General features: G+C 61.5%; 16 protein-coding genes. 12 read left to right on the forward strand and 4 right to left on the reverse strand.

Annotated elements, in window-relative coordinates; all coding sequences use genetic code 11:
• Window positions 1-78 precede the first annotated feature (78 nt).
• The 3 genes from PCO31110_RS11010 to PCO31110_RS11020 form a co-directional block, all read right to left on the reverse strand.
• Complete coding sequence (locus PCO31110_RS11010) at window positions 79-792, reverse strand: GntR family transcriptional regulator (RefSeq protein WP_010806383.1); 714 nt, start codon at window positions 790-792, stop codon at window positions 79-81.
• A gap of 29 nt (window positions 793-821) precedes the next feature.
• The gene (locus PCO31110_RS11015; protein WP_010806384.1) at window positions 822-1,040 is read right to left on the reverse strand and encodes a hypothetical protein; all 219 of its coding nucleotides are present in this window, start codon (window positions 1,038-1,040) and stop codon (window positions 822-824) included.
• 581 nt (window positions 1,041-1,621) lie between these two features.
• The gene (locus PCO31110_RS11020) at window positions 1,622-2,635 is read right to left on the reverse strand and encodes a 2-dehydropantoate 2-reductase (RefSeq protein WP_150690448.1); all 1,014 of its coding nucleotides are present in this window, start codon (window positions 2,633-2,635) and stop codon (window positions 1,622-1,624) included.
• A 754-nt stretch (window positions 2,636-3,389) separates the two neighbouring features.
• Between PCO31110_RS11020 and oxlT the strand changes: the two genes are divergently transcribed.
• The 7 genes from oxlT (at window position 3,390) to PCO31110_RS11050 (ending at window position 11,454) form a co-directional block, all read left to right on the forward strand.
• Window positions 3,390-4,736, forward strand: a complete 1,347-nt coding sequence (gene oxlT / locus PCO31110_RS11025; protein WP_010806386.1) for an oxalate/formate MFS antiporter — start codon at window positions 3,390-3,392, stop codon at window positions 4,734-4,736.
• Between the two features lie 191 nt (window positions 4,737-4,927).
• Window positions 4,928-6,718 carry an oxalyl-CoA decarboxylase gene (oxc, locus tag PCO31110_RS11030; protein ID WP_174979515.1) on the forward strand — a complete coding sequence of 597 codons (1,791 nt, stop codon included), beginning with the start codon at window positions 4,928-4,930 and terminating at the stop codon, window positions 6,716-6,718.
• A gap of 25 nt (window positions 6,719-6,743) precedes the next feature.
• Entirely contained in the window at window positions 6,744-7,994 is a 1,251-nt protein-coding gene (gene frc / locus PCO31110_RS11035) for a formyl-CoA transferase (protein ID WP_010806388.1), read from the forward strand.
• Between the two features lie 213 nt (window positions 7,995-8,207).
• Window positions 8,208-8,648: a PAS domain-containing protein gene (locus PCO31110_RS11040; RefSeq protein WP_010806389.1), complete on the forward strand. Its 441-nt coding sequence runs from the start codon at window positions 8,208-8,210 to the stop codon at window positions 8,646-8,648.
• A gap of 519 nt (window positions 8,649-9,167) precedes the next feature.
• The gene (locus tag PCO31110_RS26155; RefSeq protein ID WP_281350620.1) at window positions 9,168-9,299 is read left to right on the forward strand and encodes a hypothetical protein; all 132 of its coding nucleotides are present in this window, start codon (window positions 9,168-9,170) and stop codon (window positions 9,297-9,299) included.
• Window positions 9,300-9,311: 12 nt separating this feature from the next.
• Window positions 9,312-10,559, forward strand: coding sequence for a formyl-CoA transferase (gene frc, locus PCO31110_RS11045; RefSeq protein ID WP_010806390.1), 1,248 nt, complete (start codon window positions 9,312-9,314; stop codon window positions 10,557-10,559).
• A gap of 121 nt (window positions 10,560-10,680) precedes the next feature.
• Window positions 10,681-11,454 (forward strand): fumarylacetoacetate hydrolase family protein, encoded by a 774-nt coding sequence (locus PCO31110_RS11050; protein ID WP_150586974.1) that lies wholly within the window; start codon window positions 10,681-10,683, stop codon window positions 11,452-11,454.
• Between the two features lie 62 nt (window positions 11,455-11,516).
• Here PCO31110_RS11050 and PCO31110_RS11055 read toward each other — a convergent pair whose 3' ends face one another.
• Window positions 11,517-12,542 (reverse strand): LysR family transcriptional regulator, encoded by a 1,026-nt coding sequence (locus PCO31110_RS11055; RefSeq protein WP_010806392.1) that lies wholly within the window; start codon window positions 12,540-12,542, stop codon window positions 11,517-11,519.
• Between the two features lie 252 nt (window positions 12,543-12,794).
• On the opposite strand from PCO31110_RS11055, the gene PCO31110_RS11060 reads away from it, so the two are divergent.
• From PCO31110_RS11060 to PCO31110_RS11080, 5 genes are all read left to right on the forward strand, one after another.
• Window positions 12,795-13,169, forward strand: a complete 375-nt coding sequence (locus PCO31110_RS11060) for an HAD family hydrolase (RefSeq protein ID WP_010806393.1) — start codon at window positions 12,795-12,797, stop codon at window positions 13,167-13,169.
• A 42-nt stretch (window positions 13,170-13,211) separates the two neighbouring features.
• Window positions 13,212-14,342 (forward strand): Re/Si-specific NAD(P)(+) transhydrogenase subunit alpha, encoded by a 1,131-nt coding sequence (locus tag PCO31110_RS11065; RefSeq protein ID WP_150690449.1) that lies wholly within the window; start codon window positions 13,212-13,214, stop codon window positions 14,340-14,342.
• A gap of 16 nt (window positions 14,343-14,358) precedes the next feature.
• A complete protein-coding gene (locus PCO31110_RS11070; RefSeq protein WP_010806395.1) occupies window positions 14,359-14,697 on the forward strand; it encodes an NAD(P) transhydrogenase subunit alpha part 2 in 339 nt (112 codons plus the stop codon).
• Between the two features lies 1 nt (window position 14,698).
• Window positions 14,699-16,138, forward strand: a complete 1,440-nt coding sequence (locus PCO31110_RS11075) for an NAD(P)(+) transhydrogenase (Re/Si-specific) subunit beta (RefSeq protein WP_150690450.1) — start codon at window positions 14,699-14,701, stop codon at window positions 16,136-16,138.
• A 108-nt stretch (window positions 16,139-16,246) separates the two neighbouring features.
• Window positions 16,247-17,197, forward strand: a complete 951-nt coding sequence (locus tag PCO31110_RS11080) for a LysR family transcriptional regulator (RefSeq protein ID WP_150690451.1) — start codon at window positions 16,247-16,249, stop codon at window positions 17,195-17,197.
• Window positions 17,198-17,346 lie beyond the last annotated feature (149 nt).

Genomic DNA, 17,346 nt, shown 5'->3' on the forward strand with positions numbered 1-17,346 from the left:
AAAAAGCCAGCGACATTCGCATGTCACTGGCTTTTTTAACGGCAGCGTCCGTTGCCGGACCGGATGCAGCGGCTGACCTTACTCGAGGAAGTCGCAGTGTTCTTCCACGAAGGCGGCTAGGCCCAGCGTGTGGTCGCGTGCGAGTTTCTCGGCGAGTTCGGTGTCGCGCTTCTCGAGTGCAGTGATGATCTTCAGGTGATCGACAATCGAGCGGGCGGCCCGATCGTTTTGAGCAATCGTCACCTTGCGGATGGCGCGCACGTGAATGAACAGGTTCTTGATCGTATTGGCAATCGCTTGCGAGCCACCAAGATTGATCAGGGCCTGATGGAAGTCGATGTTCGCGTCCGAATACTCTTCGATATGATCGGTCGGTGGTGCATTGACGAACTCATCGAACAGGTGACGTAGCTTGGCGATTTCTTCATCGCTCGCATGCAACGTGGCCAACCGCGCGGACATCCCTTCGAGGGCGGCCCACATCTGGATCATTTCAACGATTTCACGCTTGGTCTTGCGGATGATGAAAATGCCGCGGCGCGGTACCGTACGCAGGAAGCCTTCCTGTTCCAGCAGGGTCATGGCTTCGCGAATCGGGGTGCGCGAAACGCCGAGCACCTGGATGAGTTGACGCTCGTCCAGGCGAATCTCTTCCTTCTGGTTATAGATATCGGCGTCGGCGATGGCTTTTTTCAGCAGCGCATACGCCTGATTGCGAAAACTCGTGGTGGTGTCGATCGGCTCCAGCGCGAGCGGAGTCACGCGCACCGGAGTTGGGGTGATCAGGGACATGCAATAGTCTCCTAGGTATTACGGCCCCTTCAGAGGCGCAATGCTTGCTGCCCCACGATGGTTGCCGACTTTGTGACGAGTTTACCCGATTCATTTGCCTGCGTGGTTTCCGCCAGGTACGCGAAACGACCGTTCTGTTCGGACTTTTCGAGCATCGAGGCCGGCAGGGCGACGAAGAGGTGAACCATCGCAACACCGGCGGCAAGTGCGGAAGCAAGGGCAAGCAAAGTAAGCGCAGCGACTAACATGGTGACACTCCTGATAAACGGTTAACGGTCGTAATGTGGGGGAGAACTTGCTTTGCATTGTATGTCGCGCCGCAACAAGTCTCAAGATATACCACATACCGAATATCAAAATTTATCGTTTTTCGGGACGTTCTTTACGTCACTCTGCCTGTCCGTCGCCCGGAGTTGTCTCTTTTTCCGATAGTGTTCCTTGGGTCGATGATGGCGGTGTACCTCCTGGGATGTCCGTCAGGCTTGCGTTAGTGTGGATTTCGGGACGCGGGTGGCGTGCTCGATTTTCGAGGGAAGCGGTCATGCCTCCTTGCTGTGGCAAATCAACGTTATTGCGTTGCCGCGAAACCACATCCGGTGTGGTTTGCCTCAGCCGGATAAGCCGAGGGTCTCCGGCAAAAAATCGGCCGCGACCGGAGAACCGGCGGCGGCACGTTTGAGCGGCTGCGGGGCAGGGCGGCAGCGCGATCCGTTTCGCCGGTCGCGCCGACCATTTTTCCGTTCTCTCTATATAGAGAGAGAACCGCTGAATCCGGCGAGGCACAGTCGCGTGCCCCGCACTACGCCGTCTCGAAGCAACGGCGTCCGGTTCAGGCCGCCTTGGCCAATCGCTCCTGCGCGGCGGCGACCGCATCGGGCTGCGTCATGAACTCGCGCTGTTGAATGAGGGCGAGCACTACGTCGAGCGTTGGCGTCGGCACACCGGCGAGGCGTCCCATTTCCTGGACGACGGAGACAAGCGGATCGATTTCCATTGCGCGGCCGCGCTCGAGATCCTGGAGCATCGACGTCTTGTGCGCGCCGACAGCGCCCGCACCGTTGATGCGGCGCTCGACGTCAACGCGAAAGTGCACCCCGAACTTATCGCCGATCGCCTTGGCTTCGAGCATCATGGCGCGCGCGATGGCGCGCGTGCCCGGATCGCTGGCAATGATGTCGAGCGTGCCGTGCGTGAGTGCCGAAATCGGGTTGAAGCAGAGATTGCCCCAGAGCTTGAGCCAGATTTCATCGCGGATGTTCTCGCGAATGGGAGCGTCGAGTCCGCCGGCAATCATCAATTGCGAGAGCTTCTCCACGCGCTCGGTACGCTCGCCGCTGGCTTCGCCCAGCGGAAACTTATTCCCGTAGACATGCTGGATCACGCCCGGCGCAACCACTTCCGTGGCCGGGTAGACGACGCAGCCAATGGCGCGCTCCGGTCCGAGCTGACGCCACTGGCGGCCGCCCGGGTCGATGCTCTCCAGCGTCGTGCCCTCGAGCGCGCCGCCGTGCTTATAGAAGTACCAGTAGGGGATGCCGTTCACGGCCGTGACGACGGCCGTGTCCGGGCCGATCAAAGGCTGCATCGCGTCGAGTACCGCAGGGACCGAGTGTGCTTTCAGGGCGATGATCACGTAATCCTGCGGACCGAGTTCGCGCGGGTCGTCCGTGCAACGCAACTGGGCGACGCGTTCCTCGCCATCGATCAGCAGTTTGAGTCCGTGCTCGCGCATGGCGCTCAGGTGCGGGCCACGCGCCACCAGACTGACATCGGCTCCGGCGCGCGCGAGTTGCACGCCGAGATAGCCACCGATGGCACCGGCGCCATAGATGCAAATCTTCATGAAGTCTCTCCCTCCAAAGGTCAATCGAAACCTGGGCCTGGTACTGGCCGTTTATTTTTCTAATACCAAATGTTGTATATCGTATATCACAAGGAAGGCAGCGCCAAGCATTCTGGGCGCGGCGAGCGTCATGGTTTCCCCGCAGATGCGCGAGAAATCGCGGTCTCGATGTGTGAGCCTGACCGGCATGAAAGGCACCGCTGAAATCGTCCCTCCGCGTCTGATGAGCGAATTATTACGGTGTATTACAGCGATGCCGGGGGATTAATGAAATCGAGTTGTTGTGAGTAAAACTAACAAAAATATCGTCTTGTGCTGGTTTTGAAAAATAGCAAGGAGGCCGATATAAAAAGGCTGTGCGCCTTATCTGGCAGGCTTCGTGGATCAGGTTAACTCCTTAGTGTTTTCGCATTGCGTTGTTGCGCCGCTCCGTCCTACAGTGGCGTTACTGTATCTAGCCGCCACTTAGGACAGTGCCTCGCGTGCCGTAGTTGTTTTCGCTGCAATGGACGAAAACGACTTCGGCAAGCGAGGAGGAAAGCGAGGAGGAAAGCGAGGACAGCAATAAATTAGTGTTGACTTATATCTGATATATCGTATATTTCGTTCGGTATATTTACGGGGGAAAAGCAAGAGTCCCCGTAAGCATCAGAGACAAGTCGACGAGGCGAAGACCTCGTAAAGCATACCCAGGGGGCACAGATCCCATCCGGAAGGTGTTGTTGTTGTGAAGCTGCCAAACAACTGGAAACCGATGGAGGAGGTACAAGTGGAGACGACAAATCAACACGGTAAGCAATCCGTGTTCGCGAGCCCTTGGGTTCAGCTCGTGTTCGGCGTGATTTGCATGGCGATGATCGCCAATCTGCAGTACGGGTGGACGCTGTTCGTCAACCCGATCGATGAGAAGTATCACTGGGGCCGTACGGCCATTCAGGTCGCTTTCACGATTTTCGTCGTGACCGAGACCTGGCTGGTGCCGATCGAAGGGTATCTGGTCGACAAGTTCGGCCCGCGCCCGGTGGTGGTCGGGGGTGGTCTGTTGTGCGGTATTGCGTGGGTGTTGAATGCGTATGCATCCTCGCTGCCGATGTTGTATTTCGCAGCGGCGGTGGGCGGCGTGGGTGCCGGTGCGGTGTATGGCACCTGCGTGGGTAACGCGCTGAAGTGGTTCCCGGATCGTCGCGGTCTTGCCGCGGGCATTACCGCTGCCGGTTTCGGCGCCGGTTCGGCACTGACCGTGGTACCGATCGCCAACATGATCAAGTCCAGCGGCTACGAGAACACCTTCCTGACCTTCGGGCTGGGGCAGGGGATCATCGTGCTGGTGCTGGGTCTGGCGCTCGCCAGTCCGCCGGCATCGATCGAAGCACTCAAGAAGTTGGCCCCGGGCGCCATGCGCTACAACGCCAAGCCGACGGAAGTCATGCGCTCCCCGGTGTTCTGGCTGATGTATCTGATGTTCGTGCTGATGGCCGCCGGCGGTCTGATGGCAACGGCACAGCTCGGCCCGATCGCCAAGGACTACGGTCTGGATCAGGCACCTGTCTCGCTTCTGGGTCTCACACTGCCCGCACTCACCTTCGCACTGGCCATCGACCGTGTGCTCAACGGGGTGACGCGTCCGGTGTTCGGCTGGATATCGGACAAGATCGGTCGCGAAAACACGATGTTCATCGCCTTTGCGATGGAAGCCGTGGGGATCTACGCACTGGCGAAGTATGGCCAGCACCCGGTGGCCTTCGTGCTGCTGACTGGCCTGGTGTTCTTCGCCTGGGGCGAGATCTACAGCTTGTTCCCGGCGACCTGCGCCGACACGTATGGCTCGAAGTATGCCGCCACCAACGCGGGGATGCTGTACACCGCGAAGGGGACCGCCGCTTTGCTGGTGCCCTTCTCAAGTGTCATCACCTCGATGACCGGTAGCTGGCAGGCCGTGTTCATGGTCGCCTGTGCCATGAATGCCTTCGCCGCCTTCCTTGCCTTGTTCGTCCTCAAGCCGATGCGTGCCCGTCTGGCACAGCGTTACGCCAGTGACTTCAAGGAGCAATCCAGTGAGCCGGTCGTGAAAGCTGCGGATCTGAGCCGCAGCACCACATAACGCGCACTGACTAAGCGAAGACGCAGACTGGCTGGCTTGATTAGCGAAATGTTTGACCGGCGTGCAATCCGTGCCCTCGCGGGCCCGGTTGCACGACCGGATGAGCAAGTAGAGAAGCAGTACAGGAATACCCACTAATCGTCAGACAAGACGACGCAACACTGAAACCGGAAAATTTGGAGGAGAGAATTATGTCCATTGCGATGACCGTGCCAGTCGGCAAGGCGGAAAACGACACCGCGGGCGACACGCTCAAAGACACCAGCCGACACGCGAACATCGTGTCCGAGGCAGAAACGACGGATGGTTTTCATCTGGTCATCGATGCCCTGAAAGCGAACGACATCGATACCATCTTCGGTCTGGTGGGGATTCCCATCACCGATCTGGCTCGCCTCGCGCAAGCCGAAGGCATGCGTTTCATCGGCTTCCGCCACGAACAGCATGCCGGCCACGCGGCCGCTATCGCCGGCTTCATGACGCAAAAGCCCGGCATCTGCCTGACCGTCTCCGCCCCTGGCTTCCTGAATGGCCTGACGGCACTCGCCAACGCGACCACCAATTGCTTCCCGATGATCCTGATCAGCGGTTCGAGCGAACGTGAGATCGTCGATCTGCAGCAGGGCGACTACGAAGAAATGGACCAACTCAATGCGGCCAAGCCGTATTGCAAGGCCGCATACCGCGTGCTGCACGCCGAAGATATCGGTGTTGGCCTGGCTCGCGCGATCCGCGCGGCCGTGTCGGGCCGTCCGGGCGGCGTCTATCTGGATCTGCCGGCCAAGCTGCTCGCGCAGACCATCGACGCTCAAAAGGCGAAGGACTCGCTGATTCGCGTGATCGACGCCGCACCGCGTCAGATCCCCGCGCCGGATGCCGTCCAGCGCGCGCTTGACGTCATCAAGGGCGCCAAGCGTCCGCTGATTCTGCTGGGCAAGGGCGCGGCCTACGCGCAGGCCGACGCCGACATTCGTGCCCTCATCGAGAAGACCGGCATTCCATATCTGCCGATGTCGATGGCCAAGGGGCTGCTGCCCGACACGCATGAGCAATCGGCATCGGCCGCGCGCTCGTTCGTGTTGCAAGAGGCCGATGTCGTCGTGCTGATCGGTGCGCGCCTGAACTGGCTGCTCGCCCACGGCAAGGGCAAGACGTGGGGCTCGGCACCGAAGAAGTTCGTGCAGATCGATATCTCGCCGACGGAAATCGACAGCAACGTCGCGATTGCCGCGCCGGTCATCGGCGACATCGGTTCGTGCGTGTCGGCATTGCTCGCGGGCGTTGACAGCAAGTTCGGCAAGCCGTCCGCCGAGTGGACGGGCGCCATTGCAGAGCGCAAGAGCAAGAACCTGGCCAAGATGGCGGCAACGCTTGCCCAGAACCCGTCGCCGATGAACTTCCACAGTGCACTTGGCGCGATTCGCGACGTGCTCAAGCAGCATCCGGACATCAACCTCGTCAACGAAGGCGCGAACACGCTCGACTACGCGCGGGCCATCATCGACCAGTACCAGCCGCGCAAGCGCTTCGACTCGGGTACCTGGGGCGTGATGGGCATCGGCATGGGCTTCGCCATCGGCGCTGCTGTGACGAGCAGCCAGCCGGTCGTCGCCATCGAAGGTGACAGCGCGTTCGGCTTCAGCGGCATGGAACTCGAAACCATCTGCCGTTACGAGCTGCCGGTGACCACCATCATCTTCAACAACAACGGCGTGTATCGCGGCACCGACGTCAATCCGACGGGCGGCAAGGACGTGGCGCCGACCGTGTTCGTGAAGGGTGCGCGCTACGACAAGATGATCGAAGCCTTCGGTGGCGTTGGCTACAACGTCACCACGCCGGAAGAACTGACGAAGGCGCTGAAGGAAGCCATCGCGGCAGGCAAGCCGGCCCTCATCAATGCCGTCATCGACGAAGCCGCGGGCACCGAAAGCGGTCGTCTGACGAACCTGAATCCGCAAAGCGCGGCGATGAAAAAGTAATCCGAGTCAATCAAGGAGACATGACATGAGCAAACCCCTCGAAGGTATCAAGATCATCGACTTCACGCACGTGCAAGCCGGCCCCGCCTGCACGCAGTTGCTGGCCTGGTTCGGTGCGGACGTCATCAAGGTGGAGCGCCCCGGATCGGGCGACGTCACGCGTAGCCAACTGCGCGACATCCCCGACGCCGATGCCTTGTACTTCACGATGCTCAACAGCAACAAGCGCTCGTTGACGCTGGATACGAAGACGCCGGAAGGCAAGGAAGTGCTCGAGAAGCTGGTGAAGGAATCGGACGTGCTCGTCGAGAACTTCGCACCGGGCGCCCTCGATCGCATGGGCTTCACGTGGGAGCGTCTGAACGAACTGAACCCGAAGCTGATCGTCGCATCGGTCAAGGGCTTCTCGGACGGCCACCACTACGACGACCTGAAGGTCTACGAGAACGTGGCGCAGTGCGCCGGCGGCGCCGCCTCGACGACCGGTTTCTGGGACGGTCCCCCGACGGTGTCGGCTGCCGCACTCGGCGACAGCAACACCGGTATGCACCTGGCCATCGGTATTCTGACGGCACTCATCGGCCGTGGCCAGACGGGCCGCGGTCAGAAGGTGGCCGTCTCGATGCAGGATTCGGTTATCAACCTGTGCCGCGTGAAGCTGCGCGACCAACAGCGTCTGGACCGTGTCGGTTACCTCGAAGAGTATCCGCAGTACCCGCATGGCGAATTCAGCGATGTGGTGCCGCGCGGCGGTAACGCGGGCGGTGGCGGTCAGCCGGGCTGGGTGCTCAAGTGCAAGGGCTGGGAGACGGACCCGAACGCGTACATCTACTTCACGATTCAGGGTCACGCCTGGGAGCCGATCTGCCGCGCGCTGGGCAAACCGGAATGGATCAGCGATCCGAACTACGCCACGGCGCAGGCGCGTCAGCCGCACATCTTCGACATCTTCGCGACCATCGAAGCCTGGCTGGCCGACAAGACGAAGTACGAAGCCGTGGACATCCTGCGCAAGTTCGACATTCCTTGCGCTCCGGTGCTGTCGATGAAGGAAATCGCGAACGACCCGTCGCTGCGTGCCTCGGGCACGATCGTGGAAGTGCCGCACAAGGAACGTGGTACGTACCTGACCGTTGGCAGCCCGATCAAGTTCTCGGGCCTGAAGCCGGAAATCACGGGCTCGCCGCTGCTGGGTGAACACACCGACGAGATCCTGTCCGAGCTGGGTTACAGCAAGGATCAGATCGCGAACCTGCATACGTCGCGTTCGGTGTAAATTCCGCTCGCAGACGGTGCGTCGCATGCGCCAAAGCCGCCCTCGGGCGGTGGCGGTGCCTGCGCGCACGCGAAAGGGTTCATGGGTGCGGCTCTGCTCGGAGCAGGCACCCATTTTTATTTTCGGGACGGTGCTGCCCTCTAATTGATGTAATTTATTGGCATGTTTGGCAGCCATGTCAGGCGCATTCCCCACAAGAGCATTGGAGACATCATGAGTGCATCCGTCGACGTCAGTCAGTTGGTACAGGTGGTAGGCGACGCCATCGTCGTGGCCGACCCGCAGAACATCATCACGCTCTGGAATTCCGGTGCACAGAAGATGTTCGGCTTCTCGGCGGCCGAGGCGGTAGGGCAGCCGCTGGACATCATCATTCCCGAGCGGCTGCGCGCACGTCACAACGAAGGCTATGCCAAGACGATGGACACGGGCCAGACCAAGTACGGCAGCGACCTGTTGAAAGTGCCCGCTGCGCATAAGGACGGCCGTGCCATGTCGATTGCGTTCACGGTGGCGCTGCTGCATGGCGCCGGCGGCGAAGTGACCGGCATCGTCGCTGTGATTCGCGACGAGACGGCGCGCTTCCAGGAGGACCGGCAATTGCGCAAGCGCGTGGCGGAACTGGAGGCGAAGTTGGCGGCAACGGCAGGCTGATCGCCCGGACGCACCCGGCAGCGACCGAGCGTCACCCGGAAGTCAATGAAGCACTGATTTGCGACCCTCCATGGAGAGGCGAGCGAATCGGTGCTTTTTTGTTTCTCGGGCGATGACAGTGCGCTGGTCAGGACTCTTTGAGTATTTTGTATTCAATATATTCAAAGTCGCTTTAGTGAATACTTCCCGCCGGCGGTTGAATCTGGGGGCCGCGGCGCATGCCTGTAAACCCGTAGGCGGGGTGCTTCACGCATGCGGTGTTGCACCGCATTTTCCCTTTATTCATGCGGGTCTTGACCATTTCCGGCGCCTCGACATCGCGAAACGGTCAATGGCATAGGCAACAAAAAGCCGTTGATAAAATATAGTGTATGAAATACCGTATATCACAACAATGGATCAGCGATAGGTGGAGCGCCCGAAGCGGCGACGGCCTTCGTGAGATCCCGCGAGGCCCGCGTACCGATTCGTTTCGCATACCAATTACATAAACGCCGTCGCATCAGGAGGAGACAAACCATGTTCACCGTCGCCAGCTTCCGGCGCGAAGCCAGCCCCACGTGTGGCGCACACGCACAGCAGACACCGGTGTGTGCCGCGAGCCAATTTTCGGTGTACGTCCCGGGCGCAAGTGCCCAGGCTGCCTGCTGAACGGAGACGACCATGGGCAAGGCACTCGAAGGTGTGCGCATTCTCGACTTCACGCACGTGCAGTCCGGTCCGACCTGCACGCAGTTGCTGGCTTGGTTCGGCGCCGACGTGATCAAGATCGAACGCGCCGGACATGGCGACGTCACGCGCGATCAACTGCGTGACATTCCCGACGCGGACAGCCTCTACTTCACGATGCTCAACAGCAACAAGCGTTCGATCACGCTCGATACCAAGCACCCCGAAGGCAAGGCGGTGCTCGAGCGCATGATTCGCGACTGCGACGTGCTCGTGGAGAACTTCGCACCCGGTGCGCTCGATCGCATGGGCTTCACGTGGGAGCACATCCACGCGCTGAACCCGCGCATGATCGTGGCGTCGGTCAAGGGCTTCGGCCCCGGTCCGTATCAGGACTGCAAGGTCTACGAAAACGTGGCGCAGTGCGTGGGCGGTGCGGCATCGACGACCGGCTTCGACGATGGCCCGCCCATGGTGACGGGAGCGCAGATCGGCGACTCCGGCACGGGCTTGCACCTGGCGCTGGGTATCGTCACGGCGCTGTATCAGCGCACGATGACGGGGCAGGGGCAGCGCGTGCTGACCGCGATGCAGGACGGCGTGCTGAATCTGTGTCGTGTGAAGCTGCGCGATCAACAGCGTTTGGAGCGTGCGCGAGTGATGGAAGAGTATCCGCAGTTCCCGAACGGTCAGTTCGGCGATGCGGTGCCGCGCGCCGGCAACGCGTCGGGCGGTGGTCAGCCGGGTTGGATTCTCAAGTGCCAGGGCTGGGAGACGGACCCGAACGCGTACATCTACTTCATCACGCAGGCGCCCGTGTGGGGTTCGATCTGCAAGGTGATCGGCAAGCCCGAATGGGTCGAGCATCCGGAGTACGCCACACCTCGTGCGCGTCTGCCGCGTCTGCGCGAAATCTTCGACACGATCGAGCAGTGGACCATGACGAAGACGAAGTTCGAAGTCATGGCCATTCTCAACGAGTACGACATTCCGTGTGGCCCGATTCTCTCGATGAAGGAAATCGCGGAAGACATGTCGCTGCGCGAGACCGGGACCATTGTCGAAGTCGATCACCCGAAGCGCGGCAAGTACCTCACCGTCGGCAACCCGATCAAGCTCTCGGACAGTCCCACGCACGTGGAGCGTTCGCCGTTGCTCGGCGAGCACACGGACGACGTGCTCTCCGAATTCGGCTTCAGCGCGCAACAGATCGCCGCCTTGCGCGAAGTCGGCGCAGTGTAAGCGGCGCCGGACGGGCGCAAGTGTCTGCACGAGGCAGATGTGAACGACTCAAGACATCGAGCCCGGCGCGCGCGCGGCGAATCCTGCCGTGCTGCCGGGCCGTTACAGGAATGGCAAACGCATGAAGCTCTGGACCCGTTTCAAGACCGCACATGGCCGCATCGGCTTCGGCCTGCTGCAGGGCGATCACATTCTCGAACATCGCGGCAGTCTTTTCGATCAGCCGATTGCCACGGGCGCGACGATTGCCCGCGATGCCGTCGATCTGCTGTGCCCCTGCGAGCCCTCGAAAATCGTGGCGCTGTGGAACAACTTTCACGCGCTCGGCGCGAAGCTCGGCAAGGCCGCGCCGTCGCATCCGCTCTTCCTCATCAAACCTGCGACGTCGCTCTCCGGACCCGACGCCGTGATTCGTCGTCCGGCGTCGTATGCCGGCAAGATCGTTTTCGAGGGCGAGCTTGGCGTGGTGATCGGCAAGCGTGCGAGCAACGTGAGCGAGGAAGCCGCCCGCGATTGCATCCTCGGCTACACGTTGGTCAACGACGTCACCGCCGCTGAAATCATCGAGCAAGACGGCAACTTCGCACAGTGGACGCGGGCCAAGGGCTTCGACACGTTCGGCTGTATCGGCCCGGTCATTGCGCAGGATTTCGACTGGCGCGAGGCGGAACTGGTCACGCGCCTCGACGGCACGGAGCGTCAGCGCTACGCGCTCGCCGACATGATCTTCAACCCGTGGCAACTCGTCGCGCGTCTCTCACAGGACATGACGCTGCTGCCGGGCGACGTGATCGCGGTGGGCACATCGCTCGGCGTCGGCTCGATGAAAGAGGGCGCGCTGGTGGAAGTGAGCATCGACGGACTGGGGACGTTGGCCAATCGTATGGGCGGCTGACGAAGCAACCGATTTCACGGTGGTCGGCCGGGGTGGCAATGGCCTGAGTCGATCGCCCTTTTTCATTCGGCAGATTCGGCACGCCCCGGATCTGCCCGGCGCGGGGCGGCCCGATCGGCACCGGAGGCAGCGTGGCTTTTCCCCCTGCCTTCGGGCGGCGGCACGGGGCTCTTGTACGCCATCATGCCGTCGATGCGTTCGGCGCCTTCGGCCAGCAGGAATTCCCGGAAGGCCTGCGCAACCGGTGGCAGCCGCTTGCTGCGGCGATGCACGACGTACCAGCTTTGCCACGCGGGAAAGCCCTGCACGTCGAGCACCGTCAACTGGCCGGTCTGCAGTTCCATGCCGACGGTATGCGCCGACAGGAAGCTGATGCCCATACCTGCCACGACCGCTTGCTTGATGGTTTCCGTGCTGGCGATTTCCATCGTGATCTTCAGTTGCTGGGTGCGATGACCGAACGCGTCTTGCAGGGAATTCCAGGTGTCGGATCCGCGCTCGCGGCTGATGAACGGTTCTTGCGCGAGTCGCGAAAACGGAATCTGGCGTTCACCGGCGAGCGGATGATCGGGCGGCGCCACGATGACATAGGGGTGGGGCGCGAAGGCTTCGTTGATCGTGTCGATCTCGTGGGGCGGACGCACCATCACGGCCAGATCCGTGAGGTTTTCGCTGAGCTGGTGCAACAGTTCCTCGCGGTTGTGCACCGTAAGACCCAACGTCACGCCGGGATATCGCACGGTAAACGCGGCGAGCAGCCGGGGGAAGAAATAGTCGCCCGCGCTGATGACGGCCACGTTGAGTTTGCCGCCCGTAATGCCCTTGAGGTGATCCATTGCCTCTTCGGTTTCGCGAAAGAGCGCAATGATCGCGCGGCTGTAGTGAAGCATTTCGCTGCCCGCCGGGGTCAGGAAGATTTTCTTGCCTAGTTGCTCGAAGAGCGGGAGTCCGGCGTGTGTCTCAAGTTGCTTGACCTGTGTCGAGACGGCCGGTTGTGTGAGGTGCAATTCTTCGGCGGCGCGCGAAAAGCTCAGATGGCGCGCGACGGCTTCGAAGACCTTCAACTGACGGAGCGTGGCGTGTTTCATGCGGCGGGCTTTCGGAGTTCGAGGCGTGCGGCGGAACGGTTTCCGCTCGCGAAGTGAGATTGAGGAAGTATAAGTAATCGTTGATGGTTTGCATAATTAACTTTAACTGTCTTTTATGGGTTGGGCTGCGTAATCTGCAATGGCAGGCCCGCATGAAAGTGATGTGACAGCAAAGCGCCGGTGACATGTCGCGTCAGGCGAGAGCGGGTTCGCGTGTTCTGGAGACGATCACTGTTTTGGGAGAGCGCCATCATGTCTGTCATCGAAACGCATATCAAACCCGCCGCCCTGGCGCCGGTTGCCAACGCCCATCTGCATGCGTTCAACAACGCATTCGTCGAGTTGGGGCTGGACTGGTATTGGGATCACCACACGTACACCCGTTTGTTGCATACGACCGGGAATCAAGATTTGCCGCTGGCGTACCTTGAAGGCGCTTCGGCGCAGGCGTTGCGCATGGCTGAACTGGTGCTGATCGGGGCCTATCTCGACGGACACCAGCCGCATCTGCTGCGCGCCTACGAGCCGGAGTTCCTGTGCGACCTGATTCATTGCACGAAGGTGCGTTGCTTCGAAGCGGCCAATGACGGGCGTTCGATGCAGCCCGCGCGAGCCGCAGTGGCCTGAGTTTCACAACACGACAGGGGCTCAGACCCCGAGACAATAACTATGCATATTGGCATTCCAAAGGAGACGGCCGGCGGCGAATCCCGCGTCGCGGCCACACCGGAAACGGTGAAGAAGCTGGTGAGCGCAGGGCATCGCGTCACCGTGGAGCGTGGCGCCGGCGATGCCGCGAGCGTGCCCGATGCGGCGTATGTCGCCGCGGGCGCGTCGAGCGGCAGCGCGGCCGAGACGCTTGGCGCCGAACTGGTGCTCAAGGTCCGCGCGCCGTCGGTTGCGGAAGTTGCCCAGATCCCGCGCGGCAGCGTGGTCGTCGGCATGCTCAATCCGTTCGATGCCGAGAACAACGCTCGCATGGCGGCGGCCGGCATCGTCGGCTTCGCTTTGGAAGCCGCGCCGCGGACCACGCGTGCGCAAAGCATGGACGTGCTGTCCTCACAGGCCAACATCGCCGGCTACAAAGCCGTGATGCTCGCCGCCAATCTCTATCAACGCTTCATGCCCATGCTCATGACGGCGGCCGGCACAGTCAAAGCCGCACGGCTGGTCGTGCTGGGCGCGGGCGTTGCGGGCTTGCAGGCCATTGCCACGGCCAAGCGTCTGGGTGCGGTGATCGAAGCGTCGGACGTGCGTCCCGCCGTGCGCGAGCAGATCGAATCGCTCGGCGCCAAGTTCATCGACGTCCCCTTTGAAACCGACGAAGAACGCGAGATCGCCAAGGGCGTGGGCGGCTATGCCCGCCCGATGCCCGCCGCGTGGCTCGCGCGTCAGGCGCAACTGGTGCACACCCGTCTCACGCAGGCCGACATCGTGATCTCCACCGCGCTGATTCCGGGACGCGCCGCGCCAACGCTCATCAGTGAAGACACCGTCAAGGCCATGAAGCCGGGCTCGGTCATCATCGATCTGGCGGCCGGACGCGGCGCGAACGGGGGCGGCAACTGCCCGCTGTCGGTCGCCGACGAGGTCGTCAAAGTCCACGGCGTGACGATTGCCGGGTACACCAACCTCGCTGGCATGGTCGCGGCAGACGCCTCGGCGCTGTATGCACGCAACGTGCTCGACTTCCTGAAGCTCATCGTCGACAAGGAAGGCAAGCTCGTCATCGATACCAACGACGACATCGTTGCCGCGTGCCTGATGTGCCGCGACGGTGAAGTGCTGCGTGCAGCTTAAGGGGGGAGTCACAACCATGGAAATGATCAATCACACGGTGATCAATCTGATCATCTTCGTGCTGGCGGTGTACGTCGGCTATCACGTGGTGTGGAACGTCACGCCTGCGCTGCACACGCCGCTCATGGCGGTGACGAACGCGATCTCGGCCATCGTGATCGTGGGGGCGATGCTCGCGGCGGGTCTCACGGAAGGCAGTCTCGGCAAGACGATGGGCGTGGTTGCGGTGGCACTTGCTGCGGTGAACGTGTTCGGGGGCTTCCTCGTCACGCAGCGCATGCTCGAGATGTTCAAGAAGAAAGACAAGCCGGCAAAGGCTGCGGCTAATGACGAAGCAGCAAAGGGAGCGCACTGACATGAGCATGAATCTTGTGACGCTGTTGTATCTGGTCGCGTCGATCTGTTTCATTCAGGCGCTCAAGGGCTTGTCGAATCCGAAAATGGCGCGTCGCGGCAACGCGTTCGGCATGATCGGCATGACGATTGCCGCGCTCACGACCCTCGCGCTGATCTTCGAACTGCGCAAGCTCTCGAACGGCAATTTTTCAGGCCTCGGGCTGATTCTCGCGGGCCTCGTCGTTGGCGGCGGTATTGGCGCGTATGTCGCGCGCAAGGTCGAGATGACCAAGATGCCGGAGCTGGTCGCGGCCATGCACTCGCTGATCGGTCTGGCGGCCGTGTGTATCGCGGTGGCCGCCGTCGCCGAACCGGCTGCGTTCGGCATCGTTGCGGCGGGTCAACCGCTGCCGCCGGGCAACCGCATCGAGCTGTTCATCGGTACGTTCGTCGGCGCGATCACGTTCTCGGGCTCGGTCATTGCCTTCGGCAAACTCTCGGGCAAGTACAAGTTCCGCCTGTTCCAGGGCGCACCGGTGGTCTTCAAAGGCCAGCATATGGTGAATCTGGCGCTCGCGATTGCGATGCTCGGCTTCGGCGGCGCGTTCTTCGTCTCGCAGAGCTGGACGCCGTTCGTCATCATGACGGCCATTGCTTTCGTGCTGGGTGTGCTCATCATCATCCCGATTGGCGGGGCCGACATGCCGGTCGTGGTGTCGATGCTGAACTCGTACTCCGGCTGGGCCGCCGCAGGCATCGGCTTCTCGCTGAACAACCCGATGCTCATCATCGCGGGTTCGCTGGTTGGCTCGTCAGGCGCGATTCTCTCGTACATCATGTGCCGCGCCATGAATCGCTCGTTCTTCAACGTGATTCTCGGCGGCTTCGGGGCAACGCCCGGCGCAAGCGCAGCGGGCGGCGAGCAACAGCAACGCCCGGTGAAATCGGGCTCGCCGGATGACGCCGCGTTCCTCATGAGCAACGCCGAATCGCTGGTGATTGTGCCGGGTTACGGTCTGGCCGTGGCCCGCGCACAGCACGCGCTCAAGGAACTGACCGACAAGCTGATCGAGAAGGGCGTGAGCGTGCGTTATGCGATCCACCCGGTGGCGGGCCGTATGCCGGGCCACATGAACGTGCTGCTCGCCGAAGCCGAAGTGCCATACGATCAAGTGCTGGAAATGGATGAGATCAACGGCGAATTCGGCCAGACGGACGTGGTGCTGGTGCTCGGCGCGAACGACGTGGTGAACCCGGCGGCAAAGAACGATCCGCAATCGCCGATTGCCGGGATGCCGATTCTCGAGGCGTACAAGGCCAAGACGATCATCGTCAACAAGCGTTCGATGGCGGCGGGTTACGCCGGTCTCGATAACGAACTGTTCTATCTCGACAAGACCATGATGGTCTTCGGCGATGCGAAGAAGGTGGTGGAGGAGATGGTCAAAGCGGCGGCTTGACCCGATCGATCGGCTTGATCGGGGTATCACCGGGGCGCGCCGCCGGACGCGGCGCGCCAGCGTCATTTCAATGACTCGTTTGCTCACTTTCTGGCAGGGCACAAGCACATGAACGTATCGCTGAGACAACTCAAGGTCTTCATGGTCGTGGCGCGCAGCAAGAACTTCAGCCGCGCGGGCGCCGAGATCGGCCTGACACAGCCGGCCATCAGCCGCTGCATCAACGAACTGGAAGGGCAACTTGGCCTGCGCCTTGTCGACCGCACCACGCGCGAGGTCGCGCTGACCGATGCGGGGATCACGCTCGCCGGCAGTCTCGACCGTGTGCTCGACGAACTCGAGATCGCGCTGTTGCAGACGCACGGTGCCGAAGCACGCACGACCGGTCGCGTACGCATCGGCGCCGCACCGACGATCTCCGCGACGCTGCTGCCGCGCGTGCTGCTGGCATCGCAGGCGACGTACCCGGATATCGCACTCGCGCTCGTCGATCAGATGCAACGGGCAGTGCTCGATAGCGTGCGTGCCGGCGACGTGGACTTCGGCATCGTGGTCGCCCCGCAAGGCGCGGACGATCTCACGACCGAGCATCTGATGAGCGAGCCGTTCTGTCTGGTGTGCCGCAACGATCATCCGCTCGCCTCACAGGCGGCTGTGCACTGGTCCGAACTCTCGGGCGAAAATCTGGTGCTGCTCAATCAGAGTTCGGGCAGCCGTCCGTTGATCGACCGCGCGCTGACGACCCAGAAGGTGCAGGGCACGATCACGCAGGAACTGGGCCATGTGAGCACCATCTTCCGCATGGTGCAGGAAGGACTGGGGATAAGCGTGCTGCCGCCGCTGGCGTTGCCGCTGCCGGAGAATTCGACACTGGCCGTGCGCCCGCTGTTGCCTGCCTTCGAGCGCAATATCGTGCTCGTGCGCCGCAAGAACCGCTCGCTCTCGCCGGTGGCGCACACGGTGTGGGAGCTGATTCACTGCGTTGTTCGGGAACGCAACAAGGGGTTCGCGATAGGGGCAGAGCGTCACGTTGCTGCTGCGGCCCCTTCGGGGAATTGAATCTCCGATTCGAATCAATGACTTGCGTCCTGTCATCAAGGACTTTTCCACAGACTTGAACACAAAATCTGTGGATAAATCGGCAGCGCTTGCGGGCCGTTTGCCTGCGGGGGCGGCCGTCTGATCGCTTCTGCCGAAAACGCCATACC

Origin of the sequence: Pandoraea communis (assembly GCF_902459745.1) — a bacterium.
Lineage (GTDB): Bacteria > Pseudomonadota > Gammaproteobacteria > Burkholderiales > Burkholderiaceae > Pandoraea > Pandoraea communis.